The 26,518-nt window shown below is 58.7% G+C and carries 24 protein-coding genes and 1 tRNA gene; 19 read left to right on the forward strand and 6 right to left on the reverse strand.

Going from position 1 to position 26,518, the window contains the following annotated elements:
• The first annotated feature begins 8 nt into the window (after window positions 1-8).
• Window positions 9-1,043, forward strand: coding sequence for a DUF3530 family protein (locus tag ADIMK_RS14110; RefSeq protein ID WP_036189321.1), 1,035 nt, complete (start codon window positions 9-11; stop codon window positions 1,041-1,043).
• On the opposite strand, the gene djlA is transcribed toward ADIMK_RS14110, so the two are convergent.
• The 3 genes from djlA to ADIMK_RS14125 are packed head-to-tail and all read right to left on the reverse strand — an operon-like array spanning window position 1,044 to window position 3,607.
• Window positions 1,044-1,871, reverse strand: a complete 828-nt coding sequence (gene djlA, locus ADIMK_RS14115) for a co-chaperone DjlA (protein ID WP_036189323.1) — start codon at window positions 1,869-1,871, stop codon at window positions 1,044-1,046.
• A gap of 2 nt (window positions 1,872-1,873) precedes the next feature.
• Window positions 1,874-2,563: an N-acetylmuramate alpha-1-phosphate uridylyltransferase MurU gene (murU, locus tag ADIMK_RS14120; RefSeq protein WP_036189326.1), complete on the reverse strand. Its 690-nt coding sequence runs from the start codon at window positions 2,561-2,563 to the stop codon at window positions 1,874-1,876.
• A 3-nt stretch (window positions 2,564-2,566) separates the two neighbouring features.
• Window positions 2,567-3,607: an aminoglycoside phosphotransferase family protein gene (locus tag ADIMK_RS14125; RefSeq protein WP_036189341.1), complete on the reverse strand. Its 1,041-nt coding sequence runs from the start codon at window positions 3,605-3,607 to the stop codon at window positions 2,567-2,569.
• 203 nt (window positions 3,608-3,810) lie between these two features.
• On the opposite strand from ADIMK_RS14125, the gene ADIMK_RS14130 reads away from it, so the two are divergent.
• Genes ADIMK_RS14130 through apaG form a run of 5 tightly spaced genes read left to right on the forward strand, consistent with a single transcriptional unit; the run spans window position 3,811 to window position 10,058 of the window.
• Window positions 3,811-6,564, forward strand: coding sequence for an LPS-assembly protein LptD (locus tag ADIMK_RS14130; protein ID WP_036189344.1), 2,754 nt, complete (start codon window positions 3,811-3,813; stop codon window positions 6,562-6,564).
• The gene (locus ADIMK_RS14135; RefSeq protein WP_156042922.1) at window positions 6,551-7,843 is read left to right on the forward strand and encodes a peptidylprolyl isomerase; all 1,293 of its coding nucleotides are present in this window, start codon (window positions 6,551-6,553) and stop codon (window positions 7,841-7,843) included. The genes ADIMK_RS14130 and ADIMK_RS14135 overlap by 14 nt, the downstream gene beginning before the upstream one ends.
• 2 nt (window positions 7,844-7,845) lie before the next feature.
• Window positions 7,846-8,853, forward strand: coding sequence for a 4-hydroxythreonine-4-phosphate dehydrogenase PdxA (gene pdxA / locus ADIMK_RS14140; protein WP_036189350.1), 1,008 nt, complete (start codon window positions 7,846-7,848; stop codon window positions 8,851-8,853).
• Complete coding sequence (rsmA, locus tag ADIMK_RS14145; protein ID WP_036189353.1) at window positions 8,850-9,665, forward strand: 16S rRNA (adenine(1518)-N(6)/adenine(1519)-N(6))-dimethyltransferase RsmA; 816 nt, start codon at window positions 8,850-8,852, stop codon at window positions 9,663-9,665. The genes pdxA and rsmA overlap by 4 nt, the downstream gene beginning before the upstream one ends.
• A 6-nt stretch (window positions 9,666-9,671) precedes the next feature.
• The gene (apaG, locus tag ADIMK_RS14150) at window positions 9,672-10,058 is read left to right on the forward strand and encodes a Co2+/Mg2+ efflux facilitator ApaG/CorD (RefSeq protein ID WP_036189356.1); all 387 of its coding nucleotides are present in this window, start codon (window positions 9,672-9,674) and stop codon (window positions 10,056-10,058) included.
• Window positions 10,059-10,064: 6 nt separating this feature from the next.
• Here the strand turns inward: apaG and ADIMK_RS14155 are convergent, their stop codons facing one another.
• Window positions 10,065-10,922 carry a DUF72 domain-containing protein gene (locus ADIMK_RS14155; protein ID WP_051692967.1) on the reverse strand — a complete coding sequence of 286 codons (858 nt, stop codon included), beginning with the start codon at window positions 10,920-10,922 and terminating at the stop codon, window positions 10,065-10,067.
• Window positions 10,923-11,116: 194 nt separating this feature from the next.
• On the opposite strand from ADIMK_RS14155, the gene ADIMK_RS14160 reads away from it, so the two are divergent.
• Window positions 11,117-11,193, forward strand: a tRNA-Met gene (locus ADIMK_RS14160).
• A gap of 117 nt (window positions 11,194-11,310) precedes the next feature.
• Here ADIMK_RS14160 and paaY read toward each other — a convergent pair.
• Window positions 11,311-11,904, reverse strand: a complete 594-nt coding sequence (paaY, locus tag ADIMK_RS14165; protein WP_036189359.1) for a phenylacetic acid degradation protein PaaY — start codon at window positions 11,902-11,904, stop codon at window positions 11,311-11,313.
• 4 nt (window positions 11,905-11,908) lie between these two features.
• The gene (gene paaN, locus ADIMK_RS14170; RefSeq protein WP_368085837.1) at window positions 11,909-13,654 is read right to left on the reverse strand and encodes a phenylacetic acid degradation protein PaaN; all 1,746 of its coding nucleotides are present in this window, start codon (window positions 13,652-13,654) and stop codon (window positions 11,909-11,911) included.
• Between the two features lie 404 nt (window positions 13,655-14,058).
• On the opposite strand from paaN, the gene paaF reads away from it, so the two are divergent.
• The 12 genes from paaF (at window position 14,059) to paaZ (ending at window position 26,293) form a co-directional block, all read left to right on the forward strand.
• Window positions 14,059-14,832, forward strand: coding sequence for a 2,3-dehydroadipyl-CoA hydratase PaaF (gene paaF / locus ADIMK_RS14175; RefSeq protein ID WP_036189364.1), 774 nt, complete (start codon window positions 14,059-14,061; stop codon window positions 14,830-14,832).
• A gap of 55 nt (window positions 14,833-14,887) precedes the next feature.
• The gene (gene paaG / locus ADIMK_RS14180; protein WP_036189366.1) at window positions 14,888-15,679 is read left to right on the forward strand and encodes a 2-(1,2-epoxy-1,2-dihydrophenyl)acetyl-CoA isomerase PaaG; all 792 of its coding nucleotides are present in this window, start codon (window positions 14,888-14,890) and stop codon (window positions 15,677-15,679) included.
• Window positions 15,680-15,708: 29 nt separating this feature from the next.
• A complete protein-coding gene (gene paaH / locus ADIMK_RS14185) occupies window positions 15,709-17,232 on the forward strand; it encodes a 3-hydroxyacyl-CoA dehydrogenase PaaH (protein ID WP_036189369.1) in 1,524 nt (507 codons plus the stop codon).
• Window positions 17,225-17,686 (forward strand): hydroxyphenylacetyl-CoA thioesterase PaaI, encoded by a 462-nt coding sequence (gene paaI / locus ADIMK_RS14190; protein WP_036189372.1) that lies wholly within the window; start codon window positions 17,225-17,227, stop codon window positions 17,684-17,686. Before paaH ends, paaI begins: the two co-directional genes overlap by 8 nt.
• Before the next feature lie 14 nt (window positions 17,687-17,700).
• Window positions 17,701-18,903, forward strand: coding sequence for a 3-oxoadipyl-CoA thiolase (pcaF, locus tag ADIMK_RS14195; protein WP_036189375.1), 1,203 nt, complete (start codon window positions 17,701-17,703; stop codon window positions 18,901-18,903).
• Window positions 18,904-18,983: 80 nt separating this feature from the next.
• On the forward strand, window positions 18,984-20,294 hold the full coding sequence (paaK, locus tag ADIMK_RS14200) for a phenylacetate--CoA ligase PaaK (protein WP_036189377.1): 1,311 nt from the start codon (window positions 18,984-18,986) through the stop codon (window positions 20,292-20,294).
• A gap of 147 nt (window positions 20,295-20,441) precedes the next feature.
• Window positions 20,442-21,434 (forward strand): 1,2-phenylacetyl-CoA epoxidase subunit PaaA, encoded by a 993-nt coding sequence (gene paaA, locus ADIMK_RS14205; protein ID WP_036189378.1) that lies wholly within the window; start codon window positions 20,442-20,444, stop codon window positions 21,432-21,434.
• Window positions 21,435-21,449: 15 nt separating this feature from the next.
• On the forward strand, window positions 21,450-21,731 hold the full coding sequence (gene paaB, locus ADIMK_RS14210; RefSeq protein ID WP_036189380.1) for a 1,2-phenylacetyl-CoA epoxidase subunit PaaB: 282 nt from the start codon (window positions 21,450-21,452) through the stop codon (window positions 21,729-21,731).
• A 12-nt stretch (window positions 21,732-21,743) separates the two neighbouring features.
• The gene (gene paaC, locus ADIMK_RS14215; RefSeq protein WP_036189381.1) at window positions 21,744-22,523 is read left to right on the forward strand and encodes a 1,2-phenylacetyl-CoA epoxidase subunit PaaC; all 780 of its coding nucleotides are present in this window, start codon (window positions 21,744-21,746) and stop codon (window positions 22,521-22,523) included.
• 25 nt (window positions 22,524-22,548) lie between these two features.
• The gene (paaD, locus tag ADIMK_RS14220; RefSeq protein ID WP_036189384.1) at window positions 22,549-23,106 is read left to right on the forward strand and encodes a 1,2-phenylacetyl-CoA epoxidase subunit PaaD; all 558 of its coding nucleotides are present in this window, start codon (window positions 22,549-22,551) and stop codon (window positions 23,104-23,106) included.
• A gap of 50 nt (window positions 23,107-23,156) precedes the next feature.
• Window positions 23,157-24,230: a 1,2-phenylacetyl-CoA epoxidase subunit PaaE gene (gene paaE, locus ADIMK_RS14225; protein WP_036189607.1), complete on the forward strand. Its 1,074-nt coding sequence runs from the start codon at window positions 23,157-23,159 to the stop codon at window positions 24,228-24,230.
• A gap of 17 nt (window positions 24,231-24,247) precedes the next feature.
• Entirely contained in the window at window positions 24,248-26,293 is a 2,046-nt protein-coding gene (paaZ, locus tag ADIMK_RS14230) for a phenylacetic acid degradation bifunctional protein PaaZ (RefSeq protein ID WP_036189387.1), read from the forward strand.
• Window positions 26,294-26,518 lie beyond the last annotated feature (225 nt).

The following is a 26,518-nucleotide window of genomic DNA, read 5'->3' on the forward strand; positions in this document are numbered from 1 at the left end:
ATCCGTGCATGAGCTACTTACCCTTACCGACTGCACTGCTTCTCATACTGCTCTCATCGCTGACAGGCCAGGCTCTGGCAGCAGACGAGACCGGCGATAGCCCGGCGTCCGCTGCCTCCGGCTCACTGTACAACGTGGAGCGAAGCGAAGCGGGTAACACCCCTCTCGACGAACAGCTCGGTGAGCAACTTCGAAGCGATACCAGTGTATTAACCATGGAGGTCGGCGATCAGCGATTCCACGCGTTGCGCCAGGAAGCCGATACCGCCGCAACAGCGGGGTGGGTATTGCTGCTGCCGGACCCCGGCATGGGCCCTGCTTGGCCCCAGCAGGTGGAGGCACTGCTGTTCAATCTTGCACAGCACGGCTGGCTGACACTAGCCCTTGAGCCACCACGCATCTCGGCGCCGTCCATTCCGGAGCGCACCCTTCCGGTGATGAAAAGCTTCAGCGCCGCCTCTGCAGCTGCCCCCAGCGATAGCGAAACACCAGAAACCAGCACTGAAGAGCAAAGCCCTGAGCCGAGCTTTGGCGAGCGTTTCAACGAACGGGTCGCACTAGCATTGGAGCAACTTCCGAATGAAGAGGACAAACCGAGAATCTTTCTGGCGTTTGGCCGCTCTGCAGGATGGAGTGCGTCTTTTATTGCCGAACACCCAGAGCTTGGTGCCAGCCTTATTATCCTTGACGCGATTCCGGACACACAGACCGACGCACCAACGTTGGAAGAACAATGGGGCAAGCTGACCTCAACGCGCGTACTTGATCTCTACCATACTCCCCTGCCGGGCTATCCACAGGCGGCCTCCGATGCCCAAGTGCGAAAAGCCCAATCACAGAGGGCAAAGATGGAATACTACCGCCAGTCAAGAATAGCGCCCCCCTTCAGCGGCTGGCAGAAAGAGATGCCCTGGCTGAGCCAAACCATTAGAGGGCTGATCAAGAGCCAGATTGTCAAGCCGATGGAAGAACAGCGCCGAAAAGAGCGGTATGCAGTGCCCGACAGCCCTAAACAGGTAAAGCCGGGAATGCCTGCCAACTGATCAGCGCATGCCCCTGGATTTTCGAATCAGGTCGTAAGCGGCCTGAATCTCTTGGGTCTGCTCCTTGGCCAATTGAATCATCTCCTCCGGCAGGCCCTTGGAAACCAGCTTGTCCGGATGGTGCTGACTCATCAGTTTACGCCAGGCCTTTTTGACCTCCGCATCAGTTGCGCTCGACTCCACCCCAAGCACACCGTAGGCCTGCTCAAGTGACGCGCCGGAAAACTGCTCAGGATTCTGATGCGCGCGGTAAGATTGCTCTCTGAATGCCTGCTCGGCACGAATGCGACTCAACAAAGCCTGAGCTTCTTGAGGCGTAAACTGCAGCAGGCGGCAAATTTCGGACAACAGCACCTGTTCGGATGCACTCACCTCACCATCAGCCATGGCCGCCTGAAGCTGAATCTCGACAAACATCAGCTTAACGGCACTGCGGTGGCGCAATAACGCGCCCAGTGGTAACAGGACACTGGCGATATCAAACTCGGCGCGCTTGCCCTCAGAGAAGCACTCGATCGCTTCGCGTCTTTTCTCCTCGGAGAGGTTCATACGCGCCATTACCTCACGCGCAAAACTGATCTCTGTCTCAGACACCCGGCCATCGGCCTTTGCCACCTTCCCCATGACCGTGAAGGTTGCGCGGAAAAATAGCTGCTGAGGGTTATATTGAGACACCCCTTTTCGCAACGCCCTGTCGAGCCAGAATCCCAGTGCGCCCCCCATCAGCAGACCGAAAAAACCGCCGCTGAATAATCCGATAAGCGCGCCTATCGCAAGCCCTGTGCGATGACGGTAAAGCAGCTGTCCGAATGATTCGGCTCCTGCCATAACTAAATCTCTCCTGTTAAACGTTGATCGAGCGCAGCCAGGCGCTCGGGGGTTCCGATATCGTCCCAATACGCATCGACATGAGTGCCGCAGACAGCACCTCTGGCCATGGCCTCTCGCAGCAACGGCGCGAGCGGGGCTGGCTCTTCAGGATTAAGCCCGGTAAATAGAGACGCGCGTAACAGACTGATGCCGGCAAAGGTGTAACGAGGCTCCCCCTCAGCGTGAACGCTTCCATCTCCGGCGAGATAAAAATCTCCCTGCGGATGCCAGACAGGATTATCCACCAGCACAAGATGAGCCTGCTGCCGGGTAGTCAGCCGCAACGCCACCAGCTGCTCATCGGAAAGCTCGGTATAAACATCACCGTTGACCACCAGAAAGCAGTCCTCTTCCCCGTCAGCCAGTAAGGGCAGCGCCGTACGAATACCGCCGGCCGTTTCAAGCGGATCCTGCTCGGCGGAATACTGCAGAGAAACACCAAAGCGCTCGCCAGTCCCCAACTCCTTCTCAATCTGTTCCCCCAGCCAGGCATGATTGATAACGATGCGCTCGACACCGATCCGCGCCAGACGCTCGATCTGATACTCGATCAGGGGCTTTTCGCCTGCTTTTAGAAGCGGCTTGGGTCGACTGAGCGTTAAAGGTCGCATACGGGTGCCAAGCCCCGCCGCCAGAATCATCGCTCGCATTGCTCAGCCAAGCTCCCGTGTCAACGCCTGAGCATCGAACAACGTGTGTGCAGCAAGTGCCGGTACCACCTTCTCATCAAGCAAACGGTAAAGCTCCGCGCTTTCTGGGTAGCGGGCGGCCGCGCGGTATAGGTATCCCAGTGTGCGCGGAATATCGTTCAAATAGCCGGACTTGCCATCTCTGAGATACAGGCGTGAAAAGATACCCAACACCTTCAACTGACGCTGCATACCCATAAAATCGAACTGTTTCAGGAAAGATACCTCATCAACAACCGGCACCTCTTTCCCCTTAAGACGCTGACGGTAACCCTCGACCCACCCGGATACGCGCTCATCCGGCCAGCGCACATAGCTATCCCTCAACAGCGACACCAGATCGTAGGTTACAGGCCCTCTCACAGCATCCTGAAAATCGATAATGCCCAGACCATCCCCTTCTTCAATCAGCATCAGATTGCGGGAGTGGTAGTCGCGGTGGACGCTGACCTGAGGCTGACTCTCTGCACTGGCGACCAACACCTTTTTGGCCGCCTCGAGCGTATTCACATCAGTCTCGGTAAGATCAAGCTGCAACAACTGTCCGACAAACCACTCGTCGAAAAGGTCCATTTCGCGGCGCAGAAGCGCTTCATCGTAATCAGGCAACGCCGCCGCCTCGATCGATTGAATAGCCTCCAACGCGGAAAACGCTTGTCCGTACAAGGCATCGGCCGTCTCGACTGACAGGGCGGGCAACAACAGCTGATCGCCAAAATCCTCAAGCAGCATGAATCCAAGATCGAGATCCAGTGCCACCAGTGCCGGCACCCGCACACCCTCTGCATGCCAATGCCGCGCGATGTCGACAAAGGGCTGGCTGTTTTCCTTATCGGGCGGTGCATCTACTGCGATCCAGTTTTGCAAATCTCCACGAGCCCGAAAGTAACGCCGGAAACTGGCATCGCCTGAAACCGGCTGTAACGGTTCGTCTAGCAACGACAACTTCTGCTCGGCTGCCTGCTCAACGACCCAGCCCTGCAACTGCTGCAGACGCTCACCCATAAATATTGCCACCCTCTTCCCCACCGCGACTCGCGGCGTGTTGATTACCGGTATTCAGCTCGATGCAGCATGCCCGTGCCAAGCCTCATGAGGTCTGGCATTAGCGCACGTAACAGCTGTATCATGCACAGCTCGATATGGTACTCGACTTCGAGGGTGGCGAGAAACTGGCCGCCTGAATCGCGCAAACGGAAAGCGACTTGATGCCCTTTAACAGAGCCCACTCTTTCAAGCTGATGCTTGCCATCGCAGCAGTAATCAGCGCCTCTCAGGCAATGGCCGAAAACGAGCAACGCCTGTGGAACTGCAATCTCAACAGCGCCGGAGAATGGGACTGCGAAGTCAACGAAGAGCTGATGCAACAAAGCGCTCAGCCGACTTCTGCGGACCTGCCCCTGCCCACCACTCGGCCTGAATCGGCAGTTGAAGCGCATCAAGCACCGCAACAGGCCCCAACCGATACTCAAACGGCTACAGTAGAAACCGCCCCGGCAGCCGTTGCCGCGCCGATCAATCCTGTACGCCCCGTTCGTCAAAGCACGAATACAGCGTCCGCCACAGCCTCTGAGGCTACGAAGCAGGCACCAACAAGTGCCGACCTCGCCAGCAATAATCAGTGGGAGTGCAGCGCGCTGGAAGGCCAGTGGAAATGCCAACAAAACGCCGCCTATGGCGTGGCAGCAAGACCCGGCCAGGTTGCAGTTCGAGCAGTTCCCCAGACGTACGCCAACCTCGACTGGTATACCTATTCACCCGGTGAAGAGGGCTATGGCGGTACCTGCCCTGGCGAGTACCGTGAGCCGGATATGGATCTGAATCGTGCGATGTCGCTGCAGGAACAACAAACCATTTTTCTGGAAGCATTGCGCTCATCCACTGTACTCGGCGGGATAACCCAGCTCGAAGGCGGCATAAACATGCGCCAGGGCGGGCGCCTGTTGAGCAGTGATGAAGCTGAATACGACCCAGAGTCACGTACCGCCAGCCTCAAGGGCAATGTCAGCTATCGTGAGCAGGGCCTGCTGTTGCTCGCTGACAGGGCAGAGGCCGACCTCAATCAGGGCAACGCCAGTTTCAGCGATGCCGAATACGTGATGCATCAGGAACACATGCGCGGAGAAGCCAAACGTATAGAGCGTTTCGGCGACACCCGTGTGCAGATGATCGACGGCCGCATTACCTTCTGTGAGCCAGGCAATAACGCCTGGGCGATCGGCGCGGAGTCACTGGAGATTCATACCGACGAGGGGTATGGCGAGGCACGCCACGCCACCTTCGAAGTGGGCAATGTTCCCGTGCTGTACCTGCCGTACTTCTATTTTCCGATCAACGATAACCGCCGCACGGGCTTCCTGTATCCGAAGATCAGCTATTCGGACAGCGATGGTCTGGATATCGCAACGCCCTATTATTTCAATCTGGCACCGAACTACGACGATACGTTCACGCCTCGATATGTTTCCGAGCGCGGTGTGATCCTTGAGAACGAATTCCGCTACATGAATCGTTGGTCGATGAATGCGTTGAGCACCGCATACATGCCCGATGACGACAAGTACGGCAGTGATCGATGGGCCCTGGGTATTGACCACACCGGCAACCCGGCAGAGCGCTGGTTCAGCCGTATCGATTACCGACGTATCAGTGACGACGACTATCTCGACGATCTGGACACCACCAACCTCGAGATTGCCAACGAAGATGACCTGGACCAGCTCGGTGAAATGCGATATCAGGCCGATACCTGGCAATTCATCGGACGCGTTCATCAGTACCAGACAACCGATGATGGTACCGAACCCTACGAACGCGTGCCCCAGTTGCTGCTCAAAGGTCGAGAACTGGCTCTGGACCAGCATGCAGCGCTCGATTACACCGCCGACTTTACTGCATTCGATCGCAACAATGATGATCTGACCGGACGTGAGCGCATCACTGGCAGTCGCATACACCTGCGCCCATCGGCCAGCTATCGCTGGGAGCGCCCCTGGTCCTATCTGGAACCACGCGCCACCTACTGGTATTCACAGTACAACTTGAACGACCAACCCGCTGGCTGGGACAGCAACCCGAACCTCAGCGTCCCGATTTTGAGCCTTGACAGCGGCTTGAAGTTCGAGCGGGAGTATTCCAACGCGCTGACCCAGACACTCGAGCCCCGGTTGAAACTGATCAGTGCCGCAAAGGAAGACCAGTCCACTCTTCCGGATTTCGATTCCTCGCGTCTGTCATTCAGCTATTACAACCTGTTCAATGAAACCGGCTACAGCGGCAACGATAACGTGGCAGGAACCGATCAGGCTACGTTAGGCCTAAGCAGCGGGTTCTACTCGGCCACTGGTATCGAGCAAGCCCGAATTGCACTGGCTCAGGCCTATTACTTCAGCGACAGGGATTCCTCCACCGGTTTACGCCCCGGGGACGTGGAAGGGACTGAAGATCGCTCCAACATTGCCCTGCTGGCTAACTGGAACATCTCGCCCGCTCTCTCGCTCAGGCACGACAGCGAACTCGACGAAGAGGATTTCGCTCTCGTTCAGCAGAACTACCGCCTGACCTATCAACCGGATGACATGCGACTGATCTACCTGAGTTACCGCGACAACTCCGGAGGGCGATTCGACGATCCGAGCGACGAGGTACGCCAGACCGACTTTGCCTTCCGCTGGCCCATGTCACCGACCTGGAACGTTATCGGCCGCTGGCAGGAAGATCTGCTGCGTAACGAGAACCTCGAAACCCTATTGGGTGTCGAATACGTCAGCTGCTGCTGGAAACTGCGCCTGACCGGCCGCCAGTGGGTTACCGACACAGACAATTCAAATGAAAGCGACACCGATTCCGGTATCTTCCTGCAGTTCGTTCTACGCGGCCTTGGCTCGTTCGGCCAGGATGGCGGACGCGGATTCCTGGAAGATATCACCGGCGAGGATGAGAATGCCCATGAGACTTTTTAAGCGTGTAATAGGACTTAAACTACCGCTTTTTGCAGCCCTGCTCTGCCTCCAACAGGTACAGGCAGCCGAGCTGATCGACCGTGTCGCTGCCGTGGTCAACGACGACATCGTGCTGGAAAGCGAGCTGAACAACAGAACACAGCTAGTACATGAACAGATCAAGTCTCAGGGCAACCAGGCACCGTCAGATAACGTACTGAAAAACCAGGTTCTCGAAAAGCTGATCATGGACCGCATCCAACTGCAGATCGCAGAACGCCAGGGGATTCGTGTCAGCGATCAGGAACTCAACGCCGCGCTGCAAAACATCGCCGACAAGAACAACCTGACACTGGCCCAGTTCCGCGAGGCACTCATTGCCGAGGGCCGTGACTACGCACAAGCCCGTGAGCAGATCCGTCAGGAGATGCTGCTGGCACGGGTACAACAAGCCAACGTGAACCGCCGCATCAGCGTTTCCCAGCAAGAGATCGACAACTATCTGGCAAGTGACCAGGCCTCAAGCAATGTCGACTATCAGCTAGCCAACATCCTGATCGCCGTTCCCCAGAGCGCAACGCCCGAGATCATCCAGCGTGCCGAAGCTGAAGCCGACGCCATCTACCAGAAACTGAATGACGGTGCGGATTTTCCGGAGCTGGCCGTCGCCAACTCCGATGCATCCAATGCCCTGAACGGTGGCGATCTCGGTTGGCGCGCGGAAAAGGAGCTGCCATCCGATCTCGCCTCGGCGATACGCTCTCTTCACCCGGGCCAGTACAGCAGACCCATTCGCACGCCGGCAGGCTTCCACATCCTGATGGTCCGCGACAAGCGCGGTGACCAGCAGACATTGATCGAGCAAACGAAAGTCAGCCATATCCTGATCACGCCGAACGAGATTCGAAATTCAACCCAGGCACGGCAGCTGGCTGAAGACCTCTATCGACGTCTGCAGGAAGGTCAGCCATTCGACGAGCTTGCGCGTCAGTACAGCGACGACGCGGCCAGCGGCTCACAGGGTGGCGAGCTTGGCTGGACGCAGCCCGGCCAGATGGTGCCCGAGTTCGAACAGGCCATGAATGCAACAGAGATCGGTCAGATCAGCGCCCCATTCGAGTCCCGATTTGGCTGGCACATTCTCAAGGTAGAGGATCGTCGTACACAGGACTTCTCCGACGAGATGCGTGAATCGGCGGCCCGCAACGCGATCCGCAAACGTAAATACAACGAAGAGTTCGACAACTGGCTACGCGAAATTCGCTCCGAGGCCTACATCGAGCGCAAGGATCTGAAGTAACCGTGAGCCGAACGCTACGCCTTGCCATCACAGCCGGAGAGCCAGCCGGAATTGGGCCGGACCTCTGTATTCAGATAGCCCAACAGGGCCATCCACAGCAGCTTATCGTCATCGCCGACCCTGAGCTGCTGCGCGAGCGCGCCAAAACGTTGAGCCTGCCGCTGGTGTTGCACGCGTTTGACGACAGCGCACCTGCGCAGCCCACCGCTGCCGGTGAACTGTTCGTTGTTCCGGTTGAACTAGCCGCCGAGGCAGAACCCGGCGTACTCGATCCGCGCAACGCCAGCTACGTGCTCAAAACGCTTGAATTGGCGGCTAACGGCTGCCTGAGCGGTCGCTTCGATGCAGTGGTTACCGCACCCGTGCACAAAGGCGTTATCAATCAAGCCGGCATCGCTTTCAGTGGCCATACCGAGTTCCTCGAGGATCTGACCTCCAGTGAAAAAGTGGTGATGATGCTGGCTACCGAGGGGCTGCGCGTCGCACTGGCGACCACACACCTTCCGCTGGCCGACGTACCCAAGGCGATTACCGCGCCCTTGCTGCGTCAGGTACTCACCGTATTGATCCGCGACCTCAAGACCTATTTCAACGCCCCCAACCCGAAAGTTCTGGTGTGCGGGCTCAACCCCCATGCGGGTGAAGGCGGCTATCTTGGCCGTGAAGAGATCGATACCATTACCCCGGTTCTGGATGAGATGCGCAAAACAGGCGTCGACCTGATCGGCCCTCTCCCGGCCGACACCTTGTTCACAGAACACAACCTCATCGGAGCGGATGCCGTCCTGGCGATGTACCACGACCAAGGGTTGCCGGTACTGAAGTACAAGGGTTTCGGCCGCGCCGTCAACATCACGCTGGGGATGCCGATCATCCGCACATCCGTCGATCACGGTACCGCGCTGGATCTGGCCGGCACCGGTCGGGCCGATTCTGGCTCCCTGCACACAGCCATCGACTATGCTAGCAGCATGGTACAGAGCAAAGAGCACGGCAACGCTAACTCATGAGCAAGAAACCGATTATGCACAAGGCGCGTAAGCGCTTTGGCCAGAACTTCCTGCACGACCTGGGTATCATTCGTCGCATACTGCGCGAGATCAATCCCAAACCAGGCCAGCACCTGGTCGAGATAGGCCCCGGGCTTGGCGCACTGACAGAAGAGTTACTCGAGGAAGCAGGCGCACTCGATGCCGTTGAGCTCGACCGCGACCTGATACCCGTTTTGCGTACCAAATTCTTTCGCTATGAAGACAACTTCCGCATTCACGAGGCCGACGCGCTGAAGTTCGACTTCAGTTCGCTCAAGCAGGATGATCAGCCACTGCGCATTGTCGGCAACCTGCCGTACAACATATCCACACCGCTCATCTTCCACCTGCTGAGTTTCTCTGGATTGATCAGTGACATGCACTTCATGTTGCAGAACGAGGTCGTCGACCGCCTTGCAGCCGGTCCCGGAGATAATCACTACGGCCGTCTCGGCATCATGGCGCAGTATTTCTGCCGTGTGGAAAAACTCTTCATGGTGCCGCCCGGCGCGTTCCAGCCGGCACCCAAAGTGGACTCAGCCATCGTGCGCCTGACGCCCTATGAAACGCTTCCGCTGGTGGCTCGCGATGTAAAAGTATTGCAGGAAGTGGTCCGTACCGCTTTCAGCCAGCGTAGAAAAACTCTGCGTAACAACTTGAAACCCATGATCGATGCCACCACATTGGAAACATTGGGCATAGATCCGCAGCTACGACCTGAGCGCCTTCCGCTGGAAGACTTTATCAAGATCAGCGATGCTATCGTTATCAGGCAGCAAGAGGAAAATTGAACCACGATGGACCCCTTTGAGTACGGCCGCAACATACAGATCGATGTACTGACCTCCTACCTGCCCGAGCAATCGGATCCGGAGGCGCATCGTTTCGTGTTCTCATACCAGATCACTGTCACCAACCATAACCCGGAGCCGGTCAAACTGGTAAGCCGCCGCTGGGTTATTACCGACGGCAATGAGCAGGTACAGGAGGTCAAAGGCGAAGGCGTCGTTGGCGAACAGCCCGTAATCGAGCCGGATCAGAGCTTCAGCTATACCAGCGGTACAGTGCTGGCCACCGAAGTGGGCAGCATGCAGGGTCACTACGAAATGCAGACTGAAGATGAAGACCGCTTCATCGCACCAATCCCCGCCTTCACCCTGGCACAGCCCAACGCCCTGCACTGACGCGCATTAGAACAACCCTGCCTGAACCTGACTGGGTTCGGGCCAGGGTTTCATGCCACGATACCCACTTCCGAGCAGTTCAACAAAACGCCTGGCCAGAAGCGGGGCTTCTGCATTGTCCGGCGTATGAAAAAACAGCCAGGGCTTGCGCCCCTGCGCGATCCACTTCACCACCCTGTCGGCCCAGTACGTCAACTCCTGCTCGGCAAGCCCTCTATCCAGGGGCGAGATAAACCGAAGCATCGGGGCTCCTGCAGTTGCCACAGGACGCAGAGGCAGTCTCGGTTTTGCTTTGAAGGCCTCCTGCGTGATCGGGTCGGACGCGGGATGACGAAACAGGGCACGGGTGTCGAAACTGACCCGATTCACGCCGGTTGCGGCCAGCAACTCGGTCAACCGACGGTCGGCCTCCCCGCCGGAGAAGAAATCTGGGTGACGCACCTCAACGGCATAGCTGAACCCGGCAGGCAGTAGCGCCAGAAAGCGCCCTAATACAGCCAGCTCGCGGGGGGAGAAGGTCGCGGGCAGTTGCAGCCATAACATGCCCAGTTTGTGCTCCAGCGGCGCAAGCCTGTTCAGGAAAGCGAGCAGAGGTGCTTCGACCGATGACAGCGCGCTTTTATGACTGATCTCACCGGGAAACTTGAAACTGAAACGAAAGTCGTCGGCACTTTCGCCCCTCCAGCGCGACACAGCATCGGTTGATGGCAACCCGTAGAAGGTTGTGTTGCCCTCAACAGAGTTAAAACTGGCTGAATACCCCCGCAGCTCTGTCGTGCCCTGCTGACCGGCAAACAGACTTTCGTGCCACGCCGGGTGACTCCACTGGGGAAGGCCGATGTAATAATCTGGCTGCTTCAACACGCCTCAATCCGTTAACCGCTTCAGGAGAAGAGGCACAAGACTAACAATCCATCCGGGTAATTGCACTGGCAGGAGCCCAACACCATGACCACCACCGGTATCAGCGATTTTTAGCCGGCAAAAGAAATACCCACTATTCCAAGTAATTAATTTGACAGGGCTATAGCACCTCTGTATAGTTCGCACCACGTTGATGCGGGGTGGAGCAGTCTGGTAGCTCGTCGGGCTCATAACCCGAAGGTCGTTGGTTCAAATCCAGCCCCCGCTACCAAATTTGAGAAAGGCAGATCAGCCATTTGGCGATCTGCCTTTTTCGTTTCCAGACATAGGGTTAGCCATCAGTAACAGGATGGCGGCGGCCGCAAAGCACGCCACCCTCCTTGCTAGATTAACTGCGATACTTGGGCTTTACCTCGCTGGCAGACACCCGCGGCCTGTCCGCCTCTACCTCCGTAAGCGGCTCGCAGAGCTCGATCGACGCCAGGCAGCGGCGCGTCAGCACCTGATACTCATGGGTACCCTCGGATTTCCACTTCACCTCGTCGTCGCTGAGGGTGCGAAGCACCTTGGCGGGCGAGCCAACCATCAGTGAGCGAGGAGGACACTCAAAACCCGCCTTGACGAAGGCATTGGCGGCGACAATCGACTCCTCGCCGATCACCGCACCATCCATCACTACGGCGTTCATACCCACCATCGCATTTCGCTCCACGCGACAGCCATGCAGAATGGCGCCATGCCCTATGTGTCCATCCACCTCCACCACGGTATCGGTGTCGGGAAAGCCGTGCATGACACAGTTATCCTGCAGGTTGGCGCCCTCTTTAAGGATCAGGCGGCCGAAGTCGCCCCGCAGGCTGGCATTGGGCCCGACATAACAGTGCGGACCAATAATGACATCGCCGATCAGAACAGCAGTCGGATGAACATAGGCGGTTGGATCCACCACCGGTGTCACCCCTTCAAGACGGTATACGGGCATAGCATTACTCCTCTGCCGGGGGCGGTACATCGCGGCGGTTTTGAACCACCACAAAGCGGCGGCTCACAAACGAACTGTCGGTGAGACAGGCATTCGCGGCAGGATTGCCGCCGGTGGCGTGAAAATCACTGAATGCGGCCGACTGGTTTACAAACACGCCACCACTGAGATTACAGGACAGCGCCACTTTCACATCCAGCGCCAATTCGTGCGCCTGTTCCAGTACCGTCTCAGAGGTAGAATAGACACCCAGCGTAATAGCCCCTCTCTGCCCAATCACCTCACGGGCCAGCGCCATACTCTGCTCAGTGCTGTCGGTGGCGATCAGGAAACTGATCGGACCAAAACGCTCTTGTGCGTAGCTGTCGCGATCAGCCGCATCCACCGCCAGCATTAAGGGCGTTCTCATCCGCGCATCGGGGAACTCTGGATGTTCGCCGCTCACGCTATCCAGCACAACGCGGCCCAATGCCCGACATTGATCGATTCGATCAACGGTCGCAGGATTCTGCAGGGCGCCCAGCACATTGACCGCCACCTCGGGTTTGGCCAGGAATCCGCTGACGCCGTCAGCCAGCCGTTGCGCCACCTGATCGAAACTCAGGTGTCCTTCGTCGGTATCGATACCGTCACGAGGAATGAAAATATTCTGGGGTGTGGTGCACATTTGGCCAGAGTACAGGCTGAGTGAGAACGCGAGATTGCGCACCACCGCTTTCAGGTTGGCAATACTGTCGATGATCAGCGTATTGACGCCCGCCTTTTCGGTGAACACCTGCGCCTGTGGACAGTTGCGCTCCAGCCAATTGCCAAACTCGGACGAACCGGTGAAGTCGATCAGTTTAATCGCCGGATGCTGTGCCAGCACCTGGGCGACAGGATCCGATGCGCTGTCCGGCACCATCGAAACCAGACAGGGATCAAATCCCGCCTCACTCAGCACCTGCTGCGCGACCTGAACACTGATCGCCACAGGCAGCACCGATCCCGGATGCGGCTTGACGATTACCGGGTTGCCAGTAACCAAACTCGCGAACAGACCCGGATAGGTATTCCAGGTCGGGAAGGTGGCACAGGCGATTACCAATGAAATCCCCTGAGGTACGACGGTGTAATGCTTCTCCATCGCCAGTGCGGGATTCTTGCCCTGAGGCTTCACCCACTGCGCCACCGCAGGTGCAGCATTCTTCATCGCCTGCCAGGCCATGGAGACCGCTTCCAGCCCCCTGTCTTGTGCATGCGGGCCACCAGCTTGAAACGCCATGGCAAAACCCTGCCCAGTGGTATGCATGGTGGCATAGGCAAGCTCGAAGCTGCGCTTATTAAGACGGTGGAGTATCTCCAGACAGACTCCGGTGCGCGCATCAGCCCCGGCATCGCGCCAGCCTTTCAACGCGCCTTGCATGCGCGCAATCAGCGCTTCGATATCGGGGCGGTCATAGCGAATCCCCAGCGCCATCCCATAGGGCGATAACTCCTCACCCAGCTGATCACCACTTGTCTCGGTTTCCAGCGCGAAGCGGTTACCTAGATACGCATCGAATGCCGCCCGACCATCAGCGTTGGCCGTTTCACCATAGATGCGTCCGCTTGGAATCTCGGAATAGGGAGACCAAAAGGCGCGACTGCGCCCGGCATCCACTGCCTGTTTGAGCGTCGACAGGTGGGTTTCAAAAAAGGCCAGGGCCTTGGACATAGAACCATTCTCCAGTGATACCGGCACGCCGCCACCGGGCGTGGACAGACTCATCCGGGCTCAGCTGGGCGACCTTTGTTGTATTTGTTGTCGGAATCGATACTAGTAACACACTTTTTTAGTGTCAAATTATTAATAGGTATCATGAAAGACCAAGTGCAAACCGTGCACGGTCTGTCGCGGCCTCCCTACTCTAAAAACAGATAAAAAACTCCTTTTATAACTTACATATAGCGAACAACAAGCTTATTGATTGATGTTATAAACAATCTGCAGACACTATGAAAACAACTCAGAATAACATCACAAAACAACTAATAAGACACAATTAAATTACTAAAATAACTTTTCATGTATCACTTTTCTAAGCTAAGCTTCGCTCAACAATGAGACCGATCCCACGAGAGCGGTCCGTGACAAGACAGATGACGTCAATAACTACAAAAACAGTGAAGACTATGCTGAATCATCTACTGACCGACGCGTCTTCCGACGGCGTGCTGACCATCCAACTGCACCGTCCGGAATCGCTCAACGCCCTCAATACTGCTCTGCTTAGCGAGCTGGCCGATACGCTTGATCACGCTGCAAGCGATACATTGATCGGTGCTGTCGTCATCACCGGCGATAGCCGTGCTTTCGCTGCCGGTGCTGACATCCGCGAGATGGCCGATCTGGATATGGTCGGTGTCATGAACGATCCGCGTCCGCTGCACTGGGCCCGCATTTCAGCCTTCCCCAAACCAATTGTTGCCGCTGTCAACGGCTTCGCCCTCGGGGGCGGCTGCGAGCTGGTGATGCACGCCGATATTGTTATCGCCAGTCGCGATGCCCGCTTTGGCCAGCCCGAGATCAAACTCGGCATCATCCCCGGTGCGGGCGGTACTCAACGCCTTATCCGTGCCGTGGGCAAGTCCCTCGCCTCTCAAATGGTGCTCACAGGTGAGCCGATCAGCGCCCAGCGCGCCTATGACGCAGGTCTGGTCAGCGAACTCACCGAGCCTGAACTGACGCTCGAGCGCGCCCATCAGGTTGCTGCATCCATTGCAGCCCAAGCGCCACAGGCGGTGCGTCAGGCCAAGGATGTACTGCTGCGCTCGCAGGAGACCCACCTTGCAGCAGGCCTCGCCTATGAGCGCAAGGCGTTCACGCTGCTGGCCGCGACAGAGGACCGAAACGAGGGGATCCAGGCATTCATTGAGAAACGACGTCCGCGATACAGAGGGCGCTAAGGCGCTTCGGACATCGAGACCACCACACCCGCGTTCTTTGAAGGAGCTGCCAGACATGGCTTTCGAGCATATTGAATATCGCGTCGATCAGGGCGTTGCCGTCCTTACCCTGAACCGCCCCGCCAGCCTCAACAGTTTCAACGCGACGATGCACGCCGAAGTGCGTGACGCCCTGAAACAGCTGCGCAGAGACGACAGCGTGCGCTGCCTGCTGATCACCGGCAACGGCCGCGGCTTCTGCGCCGGACAGGACCTGTCCGACCGCAACGTAGCGGCCGATGCCGAGATGCCTGATCTCGGCCGCTCCATCGAGACGTTTTACAACCCGTTGATCCGCACGCTGCGCGAGCTTCCCCTGCCGGTCATCTGTGCGGTCAACGGCGTTGCTGCCGGCGCGGGCGCCAACATCGCACTGGCCTGCGATATCGTGTTCGCGGCCCGCTCGGCCAGCTTTATTCAGGCGTTCTGCAAGATCGGTCTGGTACCGGATTCCGGCGGCACCTGGACACTGCCACGACTGGTTGGCCCGGCACGGGCGATGGCGCTCTCAATGCTGGGCGACAAGATCAGCGCCGAACAGGCAGCCAACTGGGGCATGATCTGGTCCTGCGTAGATGATGAAGCCCTGATGGACAGCGCCCTGACCTGCGCCCGCCATCTGGCAACCCAGCCCACACGCGGCCTTGCATTGATCAAGCGTGCTTTGAACGAAAGCAGCACCAATACGCTGGATCAGCAGCTGGATCTCGAGCGCGATCTGCAACGTCTGGCCGGACGCACCGCCGACTACCGCGAAGGCGTCGCCGCCTTCATGGAGAAGCGCAAGCCCGAGTTCAAAGGCTGCTGATGCAAACTGAACGTACACAGAGAGCAGAGATGAAACAGATCACTGAACACTCCGTTATCGGCGTCATCGGCGCAGGTGCCATGGGCGCGGGCATCGCACAGGTTGCGGCGACTGCCGGACACACCGTACTGGTGTTTGACAACCTTCCCGGCGCCGCGCAGAAAGGGATCGACAATACGGCCAAAGGGCTGGACAAGCTGGTCACCCGTGGCAAGATTGACGCGGCCTCCCGCGATGCGATTATCGCCCGCATGCAGCCGGTGGAATCCCTGCAATCGCTGTCCGACGCCGATCTGGTGATCGAAGCGATCGTCGAAAGCCTTGAGATCAAACGCAGCCTGTTCGTGCAGCTTGAATCGATCTGCGCACCCGGCACCCTGTTCGCCTCCAACACCTCATCGATCTCCATCACCTCCATCGGCGCGGCGCTGAAGCAGCCCGAGCATCTTGCCGGCATGCACTTTTTCAATCCGGCGCCAGTGATGAAGCTGGTCGAGATCGTATCCGGACTCGACACCCACCCCGAGGTGGCGCTTTCCCTGCACCAACTGGCCACCCGTTGGGGCAAGAAAGCGGTCTATGCCAAATCCACCCCGGGGTTCATCGTCAACCGCCTTGCCCGCCCCTTCTATGCCGAGGGCCTGCGCCTACTCGAAGAGGGTGCCGCCGACTGCGCCACCCTGGATGCATTGATGCGCGAAGCCGGCGGTTTCCGCATGGGGCCGTTCGAGCTGATGGATCTGATCGGCCACGACGTCAACTACGCGGTCACCTGCTCGGTGTTCAACGCCTATTTCGGCGACACCCGCTTCCAGCCATCGCTCACCCAGCAGGCGCTGGTCGACGCTGGTCGCCTGGGCCGCAAGTCGGGTCAGGGCTTTTATGACTACCGCGAAGGTGCCGACACACCGGCTCCGGCAACGCTGTCCTGCGCGGATGCAGATCTGCCTGCGTCTATCGTCGTCGAAGGTGATCTGTATATCGCCGCGCCGCTAATCGAGCGCTGGCGCGAGGCCGGTATCGAGATCATCGAACGTGAAGGCCGCGGCCTGATACGTGTAGGCGATACAACGCTGGCACTGAGCGATGGACGCATGGCGACCGAGCGCGCGGTTCAGGACGGCATCGGCGCACTGGCCCTGTTTGATCTTGCACTGGACTACACCCGCTGCAGCCGTCTGGCGATCAGCTGCAACCAGAAGGTTACCGAGCAGGATCTCTCCGCCATCACGGCCCTGTTCGGTCGCATCGACGTGACGCTGACACAGCTCGATGACATTCCGGGCCTTGCCGTACTGCGCACCGTCGCCATGCTCGCCAACGAAGCCTCCGATGCGGTGATGCAGGGCGTCTGCAACGCCGCCGATGCCGACAATGCCATGCGTTTCGGCGTGAACTATCCACAGGGACCACTGAGCTGGGCCGAACAGGTTGGCCTTGCCCACATCCACCGCACCCTCGGCAACCTGCAGGGCAGCTACGGCGAAGAGCGCTACCGCCCCTCTCGCCTGCTGCGCCAGAAGGTCTATTCAGGAGCACGCTACCATGACTGATATCACCGAGATGAGCGCTCAGCAGCTCGCCGAAGCCTGCGCCGATGCCATGTACAGCCGAGACACCGCGACCCGTGCACTTGGTATGAAGATCGAGCGGATCGCACCGGGCGAGGCGACACTGAGCATGACCGTCACCGAACAGATGATTCAGGGTCATGACAGCTGCCATGGCGGTTACATCTTCACCCTGGCCGACTCCACCTTTGCCTTCGCCTGCAACACCTACAACACCATCACCGTGGCGCAGGGCTGCACTATCGACTACGTCGCCCCCGGCAAGCTCGGCGATCGGCTGACGGCGACGGCCAAAGAGCAGTCACGCGGCAAGCGCACAGGTGTGTACGACATCCGAATCGAAAATCAGCGCGGCGAAACCGTCGCCCTGTTCCGCGGAAAATCCTATCAGGTGCGCGGCACCTTGATCGAAGCCCCCAGCAGTCAGACTGCGTAACCGGAGACCCATTCATGAAAGATGCACTGATTATCGATGCCATCCGCACGCCGTTTGGCCGCTACGGCGGCACACTGGCTACGGTGCGCGCTGACGATCTCGGCGCGGTGCCGATCAAGGCGCTGATGGAGCGCAACCCCGGTGTCGACTGGAGCGAAGTGGATGACATCATCTACGGCTGTGCCAATCAGGCCGGCGAAGACAACCGAAACGTGGCGCGCATGTCAGCACTGCTCGCAGGGCTTCCGGTTGGCGTACCGGGCACCACGCTGAACCGCCTGTGTGGTTCAGGCATGGACGCTATCGGCACCGCCGCCCGCGCCATCAAGGCAGGCGAAGCCGGACTGATGATCGCCGGCGGCGTGGAATCGATGTCACGCGCGCCCTTTGTCATGGGCAAAGCGGAAAGCGCCTTCAGCCGCAGCGCCGAAATATTCGACACCACTATCGGCTGGCGTTTCGTCAATAAACAGATGAAAGCCCAGTTCGGCGTGGACTCCATGCCGGAAACCGCCGAAAACGTGGCCGAGCAGTTCAACATCAACCGCGAAGATCAGGATCTGTTTGCCCTGCGCAGCCAGCAGCGCACGGCGGCCGCTATTGAAGCGGGCCGGTTTGAGCGCGAGATCGTGCCGGTGAGCATCCCCCGTCGCAAGGCAGACCCGATCAGTTTTAATACCGACGAGCACCCGCGTGCGACGACGCTTGAAGCACTGGCCAAGCTGCCGACCCCGTTCCGCGAAGGCGGTAGCGTCACCGCCGGTAACGCATCCGGCGTCAACGACGGCGCCTGCGCACTACTGCTGAGCGATGCCGAAACCGCCGAGCGTCTGGGCCTGAAAGCCCGCGCACGGGTGATCGGCATGGCCACCGCGGGCCTTGAGCCGCGCATCATGGGCTTTGGTCCGGCACCGGCGGTACGCAAGGTACTCAAGCAGACCGGCCTTGAGCTTGCGCAGATGGATGTAATCGAGCTCAATGAAGCCTTTGCCGCCCAGGCACTAGCGGTGCTGCGCGATCTGGGTCTGCCGGATGACGCCGAACACGTAAACCCCAATGGCGGCGCCATCGCACTGGGTCACCCGCTGGGGGCAAGTGGTGCCCGTCTGGTGACCACCGCACTGAACGAACTGGAGATCCGTCAGGGCCGTTATGCCCTGTGCACCATGTGCATCGGTGTCGGTCAGGGTATTGCGCTCATTATCGAGCGACTCTGACGCATTTCCCGCCCTGTCCGGGCACACCCAACAGGCTCGGACAGGATCGGCTATAAGAATAAAGTAATAGGACAACAATAATGATCAGCACTGCACACAAGTCGACCAGCATTCTGGACCCCATCGAGACCGCCAGCATCGATGAGCTGCGCAACACCCAGTTGCAGCGCATGCGCTGGAGTCTGAATCACGCCTACTCCAACGTCGAGTTCTACCGTCAGGCGTTCGACGCCGCCGGTGTTCACCCCAGCGAACTGGCAACGCTGGATGACCTGGCGCGTTTCCCGTTCACCATGAAGAACGATCTGCGCGACAACTATCCGTTCAACATGTTCGCCGTGCCGATGCGCGATATTGTGCGCATCCACGCCTCCAGCGGCACCACCGGCAAGCCCACTGTCGTCGGTTATACCCAGAAGGATATCGATACCTGGGCCGATGTCGTTGCGCGCTCTCTGCGCGCTGCCGGTGCCCATGCCGGTGATCTGGTGCATGTCGCCTACGGCTACGGTCTGTTCACAGGCGGCCTTGGCGCCCACTATGGAGCCGAGCGTCTGGGCTGTACCGTTATCCCGATGTCCGGCGGCCAGACCGAGAAACAGGTGCAGCTGATTCGCGATTTCAACCCCGACGTGATCATGGTCACCCCCTCCTACATGCTCAACATCGCCGATGAGATGGAGCGTCAGGGACTTGATCCGCACGAGCTCAAGCTGCGACTGGGCATCTTCGGCGCCGAGCCCTGGACCGGCACCATGCGCACCGAACTCGAGCAGCGCCTGGGCATCGACGCCATGGATATCTACGGCCTGTCGGAAGTAATGGGGCCAGGCGTCGGCATGGAGTGCATCGACTCCAAAGATGGCCCGACCATCTGGGAGGATCACTTCTACCCCGAGATCATCGACCCCAACACCGGCGCGGTACTGCCCGATGGCGAATACGGTGAGCTGGTGTTCACCTCGCTAAGCAAAGAGGCCCTGCCGATCATCCGTTACCGTACCCGCGATCTGACCCGTCTGCTGCCGGGTACTGCACGCCCCATGCGCCGTATCGACAAGATCACTGGTCGCAGCGATGACATGCTGATCATCCGCGGCGTCAACGTATTCCCGACCCAGATCGAGGAGCAGATCCTGCGCATACCGGAGCTGGCACCGCACTACGAGATCATCGTAAGCCGCAACGGCAACCTGGATCAGATGGAGGTCAAGGTCGAGCTCAAACCCAATGCTGTCGGTATCGATGCCGAGCCGCGCGTGATCAAGGAGCTGACGCACCACATCAAGTCCTATATCGGTATCAGCACGCGCATCAACGTCGGCGCACCGGGTTCACTGCCGCGCTCAGAGGGCAAGGCGAAACACGTCACCGACCTGCGTAAACAGTAAGTCGATCGGGGCAGTCTCGCCTGCCCCATTTTTTCGCTCACATATGATACGTATTTTTATATTTACATTATTTATTCGTATCATATAATCGATTAAACATTGATCCACAGCAATGCTGGATCGATACGAAGCAGATAGGAGACAGCCATGTACGCCCAACTCGTCGACACTGGCGTCAAACGCCTTAAGACACTTGAAGAGATGTCGCCAGAAGAGCGCGCTTTTCAGGAAAAGATCGATGCCGAGATCAAGATCGAGCCGAAAAACTGGATGCCGGACGGCTACCGCCGCACCCTGATCCGCCAGATCTCACAGCACGCTCATTCCGAGATCGTCGGCATGCTGCCCGAGAAAAACTGGCTGACCCGCGCGCCCAACTTCAAGCGCAAGCTTCAGCTGCTGGCCAAAATTCAGGATGAGGGCGGCCACGGCCTCTACCTCTACAGCGCCATGGAAACCCTCGGTGCCGATCGCGACGAAGAGGTCGCCAAACTGCACAGCGGCGAAGTGAAGTACTCCAGCATCTTCAACTATCCGGCGTTGAGCTGGGCAGATATGGGCACCATCGGCTGGCTGGTCGACGGCGCCGCCATCGTCAATCAGGTTGTGTTACAAAGAACATCATACGGACCATATTCACGTGCCATGATCCGCATCTGCAAGGAGGAGAGTTTCCACCAGCGTCAGGGATACCAGATCCTGCTGCACATGATGCGCAACGGCACCGACGAGCAGAAAGCGATGGTGCAGGACTCCATCAACCGCTTCTGGTGGCCGGCGCTGATGATGTTCGGTCCGCACGACTCCGACTCCCCCAACTCCGCGCAATCCATGGCGTGGAAGATCAAGCGCATGTCCAACGACGATCTGCGCCAGCGCTTTATCGACCAGACCATCCCGCAGCTGGAGCTGCTGGGTTGTACCGTCCCGGACCCGGATCTGAAGTGGAACGCCGAACGCGGTCACTACGATTTCGGCGAGATCGACTGGAGTGAATTCTATGACGTGGTCAAGGGCAACGGCCCCTGTAACCGCGATCGCCTGCGCATCCGTCGCAAGGCCATTGAAGAGGGCACCTGGGTCCGCGAAGCGGCCAGTGCCTATGCAGCCAAACAGAAGCAGAAAAACGCAGCTGCCTGAAACGAGGATTAGATCATGTCTGACTGGACCCTTTTTGAAGTATTCGTGCGCAGCAAGCACGGCCTGAACCACAAGCATGTCGGCAGCGTCCACGCCGCCGATGCGGCCATGGCAATGGAAAACGCCCGCGAGCTCTATACCCGCCGCAGCGAAGGCGTGAGCATCTGGGTTGTACCCTCTGCAGCCATCACGGCCTCCTCCCCGGATGAGAAAGAGCCGCTGTTCGACCCGTCCGACGACAAGGTGTACCGCCACGCCACCTTCTATGAACTGCCCAAAGAAGTGGGCCACATGTAAGGAGCGCCGACGATGACCCAGAATCAAGCTCTGTTTGAATACCTGCTGCGCCTTGGCGATAGCGACATGGTCCTCGGCCAGCGTCTGTGCGAGCTGGTCGGCAATGCACCGGCGCTCGAAGAGGAGATGGCGATCGGTAACGTGGCGCTGGATCTGATCGGTCAGGCACGTTCATGGTTGACCCTTGCGGCAGAGGTAGCGAGTGCGGCCGAGATCGAAGGTGCCGGCCGCAGTGCCGACGACCTGGCCTTCACCCGTGACGAGCGTGCCTATCGCAACCTGCTGCTGGTTGAGCAGGCCAACGGCAACTTTGCCGATACCATGGCCCGCCAGTACCTGTTCGACGCCTGGCACTTCCATCTACTGAGCGCATTGAGTCACTCAGCAGATGAGCGCATCGCAGCCATCGCGGCAAAAGGCCTCAAAGAGGTGACCTACCACCTGCGCCGCTCCAGCGCCTGGATCAAGCGCCTCGGGGACGGCACCGACGAGAGTCACGCCAAGATGCAGGAAGCGCTTGATGAGATCTGGACCTATTCAGGCGAGATGTTCATCGGCGACGAGGTCGACACCCTGCTCAGCGAAGCCGGCATCGGAGCCGATCTCGCTGCACTTCACAACCTCTGGAAGGCCGACGTACAAGCCGTATTTGCTGAGGCCACGCTGACCTGCCCGTCGATGGACGAGTACATGCAGCGCGGCAGCAAAAAAGGCCTGCACACCGAACAACTCGGGTTTCTGCTAGCCGAGATGCAGTTCCTGCCGCGCGCCTACCCCGGCGCCAGCTGGTAACGAAAGAACGAGCGAGGTACGCACGATGATCCAGTCATACGACTCTGCCAACAAAAACCAGCCGCTGATCGCCACCGACCGTGCCGGCCAGCTGCTCGAGCAACCCGCTATCGACCGGATATGGGCACTGCTCGATGAGGTGCCAGACCCCGAGGTGCCGGTGGTCAGCGTGGTTGATCTGGGCATCGTGCGTGACCTGTCTTGGGAAGGGGAGCAGCTTGTCGTCACGCTGACCCCCACCTACTCCGGCTGTCCGGCCACCGAGTTTATCGAAGATGCGATACGCGATGCCCTGCATGGCGCAGGCATCGGCAACCTGCGCTTGCAGCAACGCCTGGCACCGGCCTGGACCACCGACTGGATTACCGAGGCCGGTCGCGAAAAGCTGCGCCAGTACGGCATTGCACCACCGGTTGGATCCGCCTCCAAGCGCACCCTGCTTGGCGAAGAGCCGGATGTTGCCTGTCCGCAATGCGGTTCCCACGACACGGTACAGGTCAGCGAGTTCGGCTCCACCGCCTGCAAGGCGCTGTATCGCTGTAACAGCTGCCTTGAGCCGTTCGACTATTTCAAGTGCATCTAATTCAAATGCAACTGACGCACGCGCAGCCCGACAATAAAAGAGAGACTATGATGAGCCGTTTTCACACCCTTGAAGTGGCGGACGTCCGTCAGGAGACACGCGACGCCATCTCTATCGCATTCAATATTCCTGAAGCGCTGAAAGATACCTACCGCTACCGCGAAGGCCAGCATCTGGTGCTGCGCACCGAGATCGACGGTGAAGAGGTACGCCGTTCCTACTCCATCTGCAGCTCACCGGCTGATGAAGAGCTGCGTATTGCGGTCAAACGCATCTCCGGAGGCCTGTTCTCCAACTACCTGAACGATCAGGCACGCACGGGCCTGGCGATCGAAGCGATGCCGCCGGCGGGCCATTTCCACATTGATCTTGATCCGGAGCGCGCCGGACACTATCTCGGCGTTGCCGCCGGCAGCGGCATTACCCCGATCTACTCGATCATCAAGACCACACTGGAAACCGAGCCGCACAGCGAGTTCACCCTGTTTTACGGCAACCGCGCCACCACCAGCACCATCCTGCGCGAACAGCTTGAAGACCTGAAAAACAGGTTTATGAACCGGCTCAATCTGGTCTACGTGATGACCCGCGAACAGCAGGATATCGATCTCTACAACGGCCGCATCGATGCTGACAAGTGCAAGGCGCTGTTCGATCACTGGCTGGATGTGCCCAACCTGACCGCCGCTTTCCTGTGCGGTCCGCAAACCATGATCGAGACCGTGCGCGAACAGCTTGAAGCGCATCAGCTGGATCGCTCACGCATCCACTTCGAACTCTTCGCCACCACCGGCGGTAATCAGGCACGCAAGCATCGCGTGCAGGATACCTCCGGCAAGGTCGAGATGTGCGACGTCACCGTGATCTCTGACGGTCGACAGATCAGCTTCGAGCTGCCACGCAACAGCGACAACATCCTCGATGCCGGCAACAGCCACGGCGCCGATCTGCCTTACTCCTGCAAGGCAGGCGTCTGCTCCACCTGCCGTGCGCGGGTGGTCGAGGGCGAGGTGGAGATGGACGCCAACTTCGCGCTTGAAGATTACGAGGTAAAAGCCGGTTACGTGCTCTCGTGCCAGTGCTATCCGATCACCGACAAGGTGGTTCTGGACTTCGACCACTGATCCGGAGGTTTACGATCATGAAATTAAACAGCTATATCAACGGTCAGTGGATCGCCGGTAACGACAGCGGCACCGAAGTGTTCAACGCCGTGAACGGCGAGTCGGTCTGCACCGTCAGCAGCAGCGGCATCGACTTTAACGATGCGGTGCGCTTCGCCCGCGAGAAAGGTGGTCCTGCGCTGCGCAAGCTCACCTTCCATGAGCGCGCCAATGCGCTGAAGGAGATCGCCAAGCGCCTAATGGCGAAGAAAGAGGAGTTCTACCGCGTCTCGGCCTGGACCGGCGCCACCCGCACCGACAGCTGGATCGACATTGAAGGCGGTATCGGCACCCTGTTCACCTACGCAAGCCTGGTGCGCCGCGAACTGCCCAACGAAACCTTTCTGGTCGAGGACGACGCCCAGCGTCTGTCCGCCGAAGGCAGCTTTATCGGCCGCCATATTCTGGTACCGAAAGAGGGCGTTGCGGTCCATATCAACGCCTTTAACTTCCCCTGCTGGGGGATGCTGGAGAAGATCGCACCGAGTCTGGCCGCCGGTATGCCGGTGATCGTCAAACCCGCTACCGCCTCGGCCTACCTGACCGAAGCGATGGTGCGCGAGATCGTCGACTCCGGCCTGTTGCCGGAGGGCGCTATCCAGCTGATCTCCGGCAGCGTCGGTAACCTGCTCGATCTGCTTAACGAGCAGGACGTGGTCACCTTCACCGGTTCCGCCTCCACCGGACAGAAGCTGCGCACCCATCCCAATATCGTCGCCAACTCCATCCCCTTCACCATGGAAGCGGACTCGCTGAACTGCAGCATCCTCGGTGCCACCGTGGAGCCGGGCTCGCCTGAGTTCGATCTCTATGTGAAAGAGGTGGCCCGCGAGATGACGGTGAAGGCGGGGCAGAAGTGTACCGCTATCCGTCGCGCCATCGTGCCGCGCAACCGTGTTGAAGCGGTGGCCGAAGCGCTGAAGGCCCGCCTGTCGAAAACCACGATTGGCGACCCGGCCATCGACGGCGTGCGCATGGGGCCGCTCGTGGGCCGCAGCCAGGTGGACGATGTCTGGAATCGCGTTGAGCAGCTGCGTCAGGAGTGCGAACTTATCCACGGCGGCAATCGCGATTTCGCCATCAACGGAGGCGATGCAGAGAAGGGTGCGTTCTTCCCCACCACCCTGCTCTACGCCGACCAACCGCTGGCCAGCGAACTGCCGCACAGTGTTGAAGCGTTCGGCCCCGTGTCGACGCTGATGGCCTATGACGATATCGATCAGGCAATTGCAATCGCCAAGCGCGGCAAGGGCAGTCTGGCCGGCTCCATCGTCACCGCCGACAACCGCGAAGCCCGTGATCTGGTACTCGGCTGTGCGTCCTACCACGGCCGTCTGCTGGTACTCAATGCCGACTGTGCCAAGGAATCCACCGGTCACGGCTCTCCCCTGCCCACACTGGTTCATGGCGGCCCCGGTCGTGCTGGTGGCGGCGAGGAGCTCGGCGGTCTGCGCGCGGTGAAGCATTACATGCAGCGCACCGCAATTCAGGGTCACCCGACCACGCTGACCGCGATTACCAACGAGTTCAACCCGGGCTCCGAACAGATCAAGGATCCGGTACACCCCTTCCGTAAGCACTTCGAAGATCTGCAGATTGGTGAAACGCTGATTACCCACCGCCGCACCGTAACCGAAGCGGATATCGTCAACTTCGGCTGTCTGTCAGGGGATCACTTCTACGCCCACTTCGATGAGATTGCGGCGAAGGATTCCCTGTTCGGCAAGCGCGTGGCGCATGGCTATTTCGTCATCTCCGCCGCCGCCGGCATGTTCGTCGAGCCCTCACCGGGCCCGGTGCTGGCCAACTACGGCATGGAGAACCTGCGCTTTGTCGAGCCGGTCGGCATCGGTGACACCATTCAGGTGCGCCTGACCTGCAAACAGAAGATCAAAAAGGACCGCCGCTCCGAAGAGGAGCAGCCAAACGGCGTGGTGGTCTGGGACGTTGAGGTCCGCAACCAGCACGACAAGCCGGTGGCGCTTTACAACATCCTGACCCTGGTAGCCCGCAAGGAAGACTGAGCACCGCGGCCCGGCACAAAAACTTCTGCCGGGCCGCCAAGCGTCAGCCAAATTGAGCACATATATAGCGAAAATATAAAACCGTTCGTATCTATAACAATGATCATAAATAACTAATTTCAAATAACTAATAATAACTTTGCGCTATAGATATACGACCTTATGACACGATATAAATATTAGATAAATTTATTATGTGTCATATAATCCTGATTCATGCCCGAA

This window comes from Marinobacterium lacunae (assembly GCF_000705555.1).
Lineage (GTDB): Bacteria > Pseudomonadota > Gammaproteobacteria > Pseudomonadales > Balneatricaceae > Marinobacterium_D > Marinobacterium_D lacunae.

Coding starts and splice junctions, on each gene's coding strand:
- ADIMK_RS14110 (WP_036189321.1), top strand. CDS start 9: ATGAGCTACTTACCCTTACCGACTGCACTGCTTCTCATACTGCTCTCA.
- djlA (WP_036189323.1), bottom strand. CDS start 1,871: ATGGCAGGAGCCGAATCATTCGGACAGCTGCTTTACCGTCATCGCACA.
- murU (WP_036189326.1), bottom strand. CDS start 2,563: ATGCGAGCGATGATTCTGGCGGCGGGGCTTGGCACCCGTATGCGACCT.
- ADIMK_RS14125 (WP_036189341.1), bottom strand. CDS start 3,607: ATGGGTGAGCGTCTGCAGCAGTTGCAGGGCTGGGTCGTTGAGCAGGCA.
- ADIMK_RS14130 (WP_036189344.1), top strand. CDS start 3,811: ATGCCCTTTAACAGAGCCCACTCTTTCAAGCTGATGCTTGCCATCGCA.
- ADIMK_RS14135 (WP_156042922.1), top strand. CDS start 6,551: ATGAGACTTTTTAAGCGTGTAATAGGACTTAAACTACCGCTTTTTGCA.
- rsmA (WP_036189353.1), top strand. CDS start 8,850: ATGAGCAAGAAACCGATTATGCACAAGGCGCGTAAGCGCTTTGGCCAG.
- apaG (WP_036189356.1), top strand. CDS start 9,672: ATGGACCCCTTTGAGTACGGCCGCAACATACAGATCGATGTACTGACC.
- paaY (WP_036189359.1), bottom strand. CDS start 11,904: ATGCCCGTATACCGTCTTGAAGGGGTGACACCGGTGGTGGATCCAACC.
- paaN (WP_368085837.1), bottom strand. CDS start 13,654: ATGAGTCTGTCCACGCCCGGTGGCGGCGTGCCGGTATCACTGGAGAAT.
- paaF (WP_036189364.1), top strand. CDS start 14,059: ATGCTGAATCATCTACTGACCGACGCGTCTTCCGACGGCGTGCTGACC.
- paaG (WP_036189366.1), top strand. CDS start 14,888: ATGGCTTTCGAGCATATTGAATATCGCGTCGATCAGGGCGTTGCCGTC.
- paaH (WP_036189369.1), top strand. CDS start 15,709: ATGAAACAGATCACTGAACACTCCGTTATCGGCGTCATCGGCGCAGGT.
- paaI (WP_036189372.1), top strand. CDS start 17,225: ATGACTGATATCACCGAGATGAGCGCTCAGCAGCTCGCCGAAGCCTGC.
- pcaF (WP_036189375.1), top strand. CDS start 17,701: ATGAAAGATGCACTGATTATCGATGCCATCCGCACGCCGTTTGGCCGC.
- paaK (WP_036189377.1), top strand. CDS start 18,984: ATGATCAGCACTGCACACAAGTCGACCAGCATTCTGGACCCCATCGAG.
- paaA (WP_036189378.1), top strand. CDS start 20,442: ATGTACGCCCAACTCGTCGACACTGGCGTCAAACGCCTTAAGACACTT.
- paaB (WP_036189380.1), top strand. CDS start 21,450: ATGTCTGACTGGACCCTTTTTGAAGTATTCGTGCGCAGCAAGCACGGC.
- paaC (WP_036189381.1), top strand. CDS start 21,744: ATGACCCAGAATCAAGCTCTGTTTGAATACCTGCTGCGCCTTGGCGAT.
- paaD (WP_036189384.1), top strand. CDS start 22,549: ATGATCCAGTCATACGACTCTGCCAACAAAAACCAGCCGCTGATCGCC.
- paaE (WP_036189607.1), top strand. CDS start 23,157: ATGAGCCGTTTTCACACCCTTGAAGTGGCGGACGTCCGTCAGGAGACA.
- paaZ (WP_036189387.1), top strand. CDS start 24,248: ATGAAATTAAACAGCTATATCAACGGTCAGTGGATCGCCGGTAACGAC.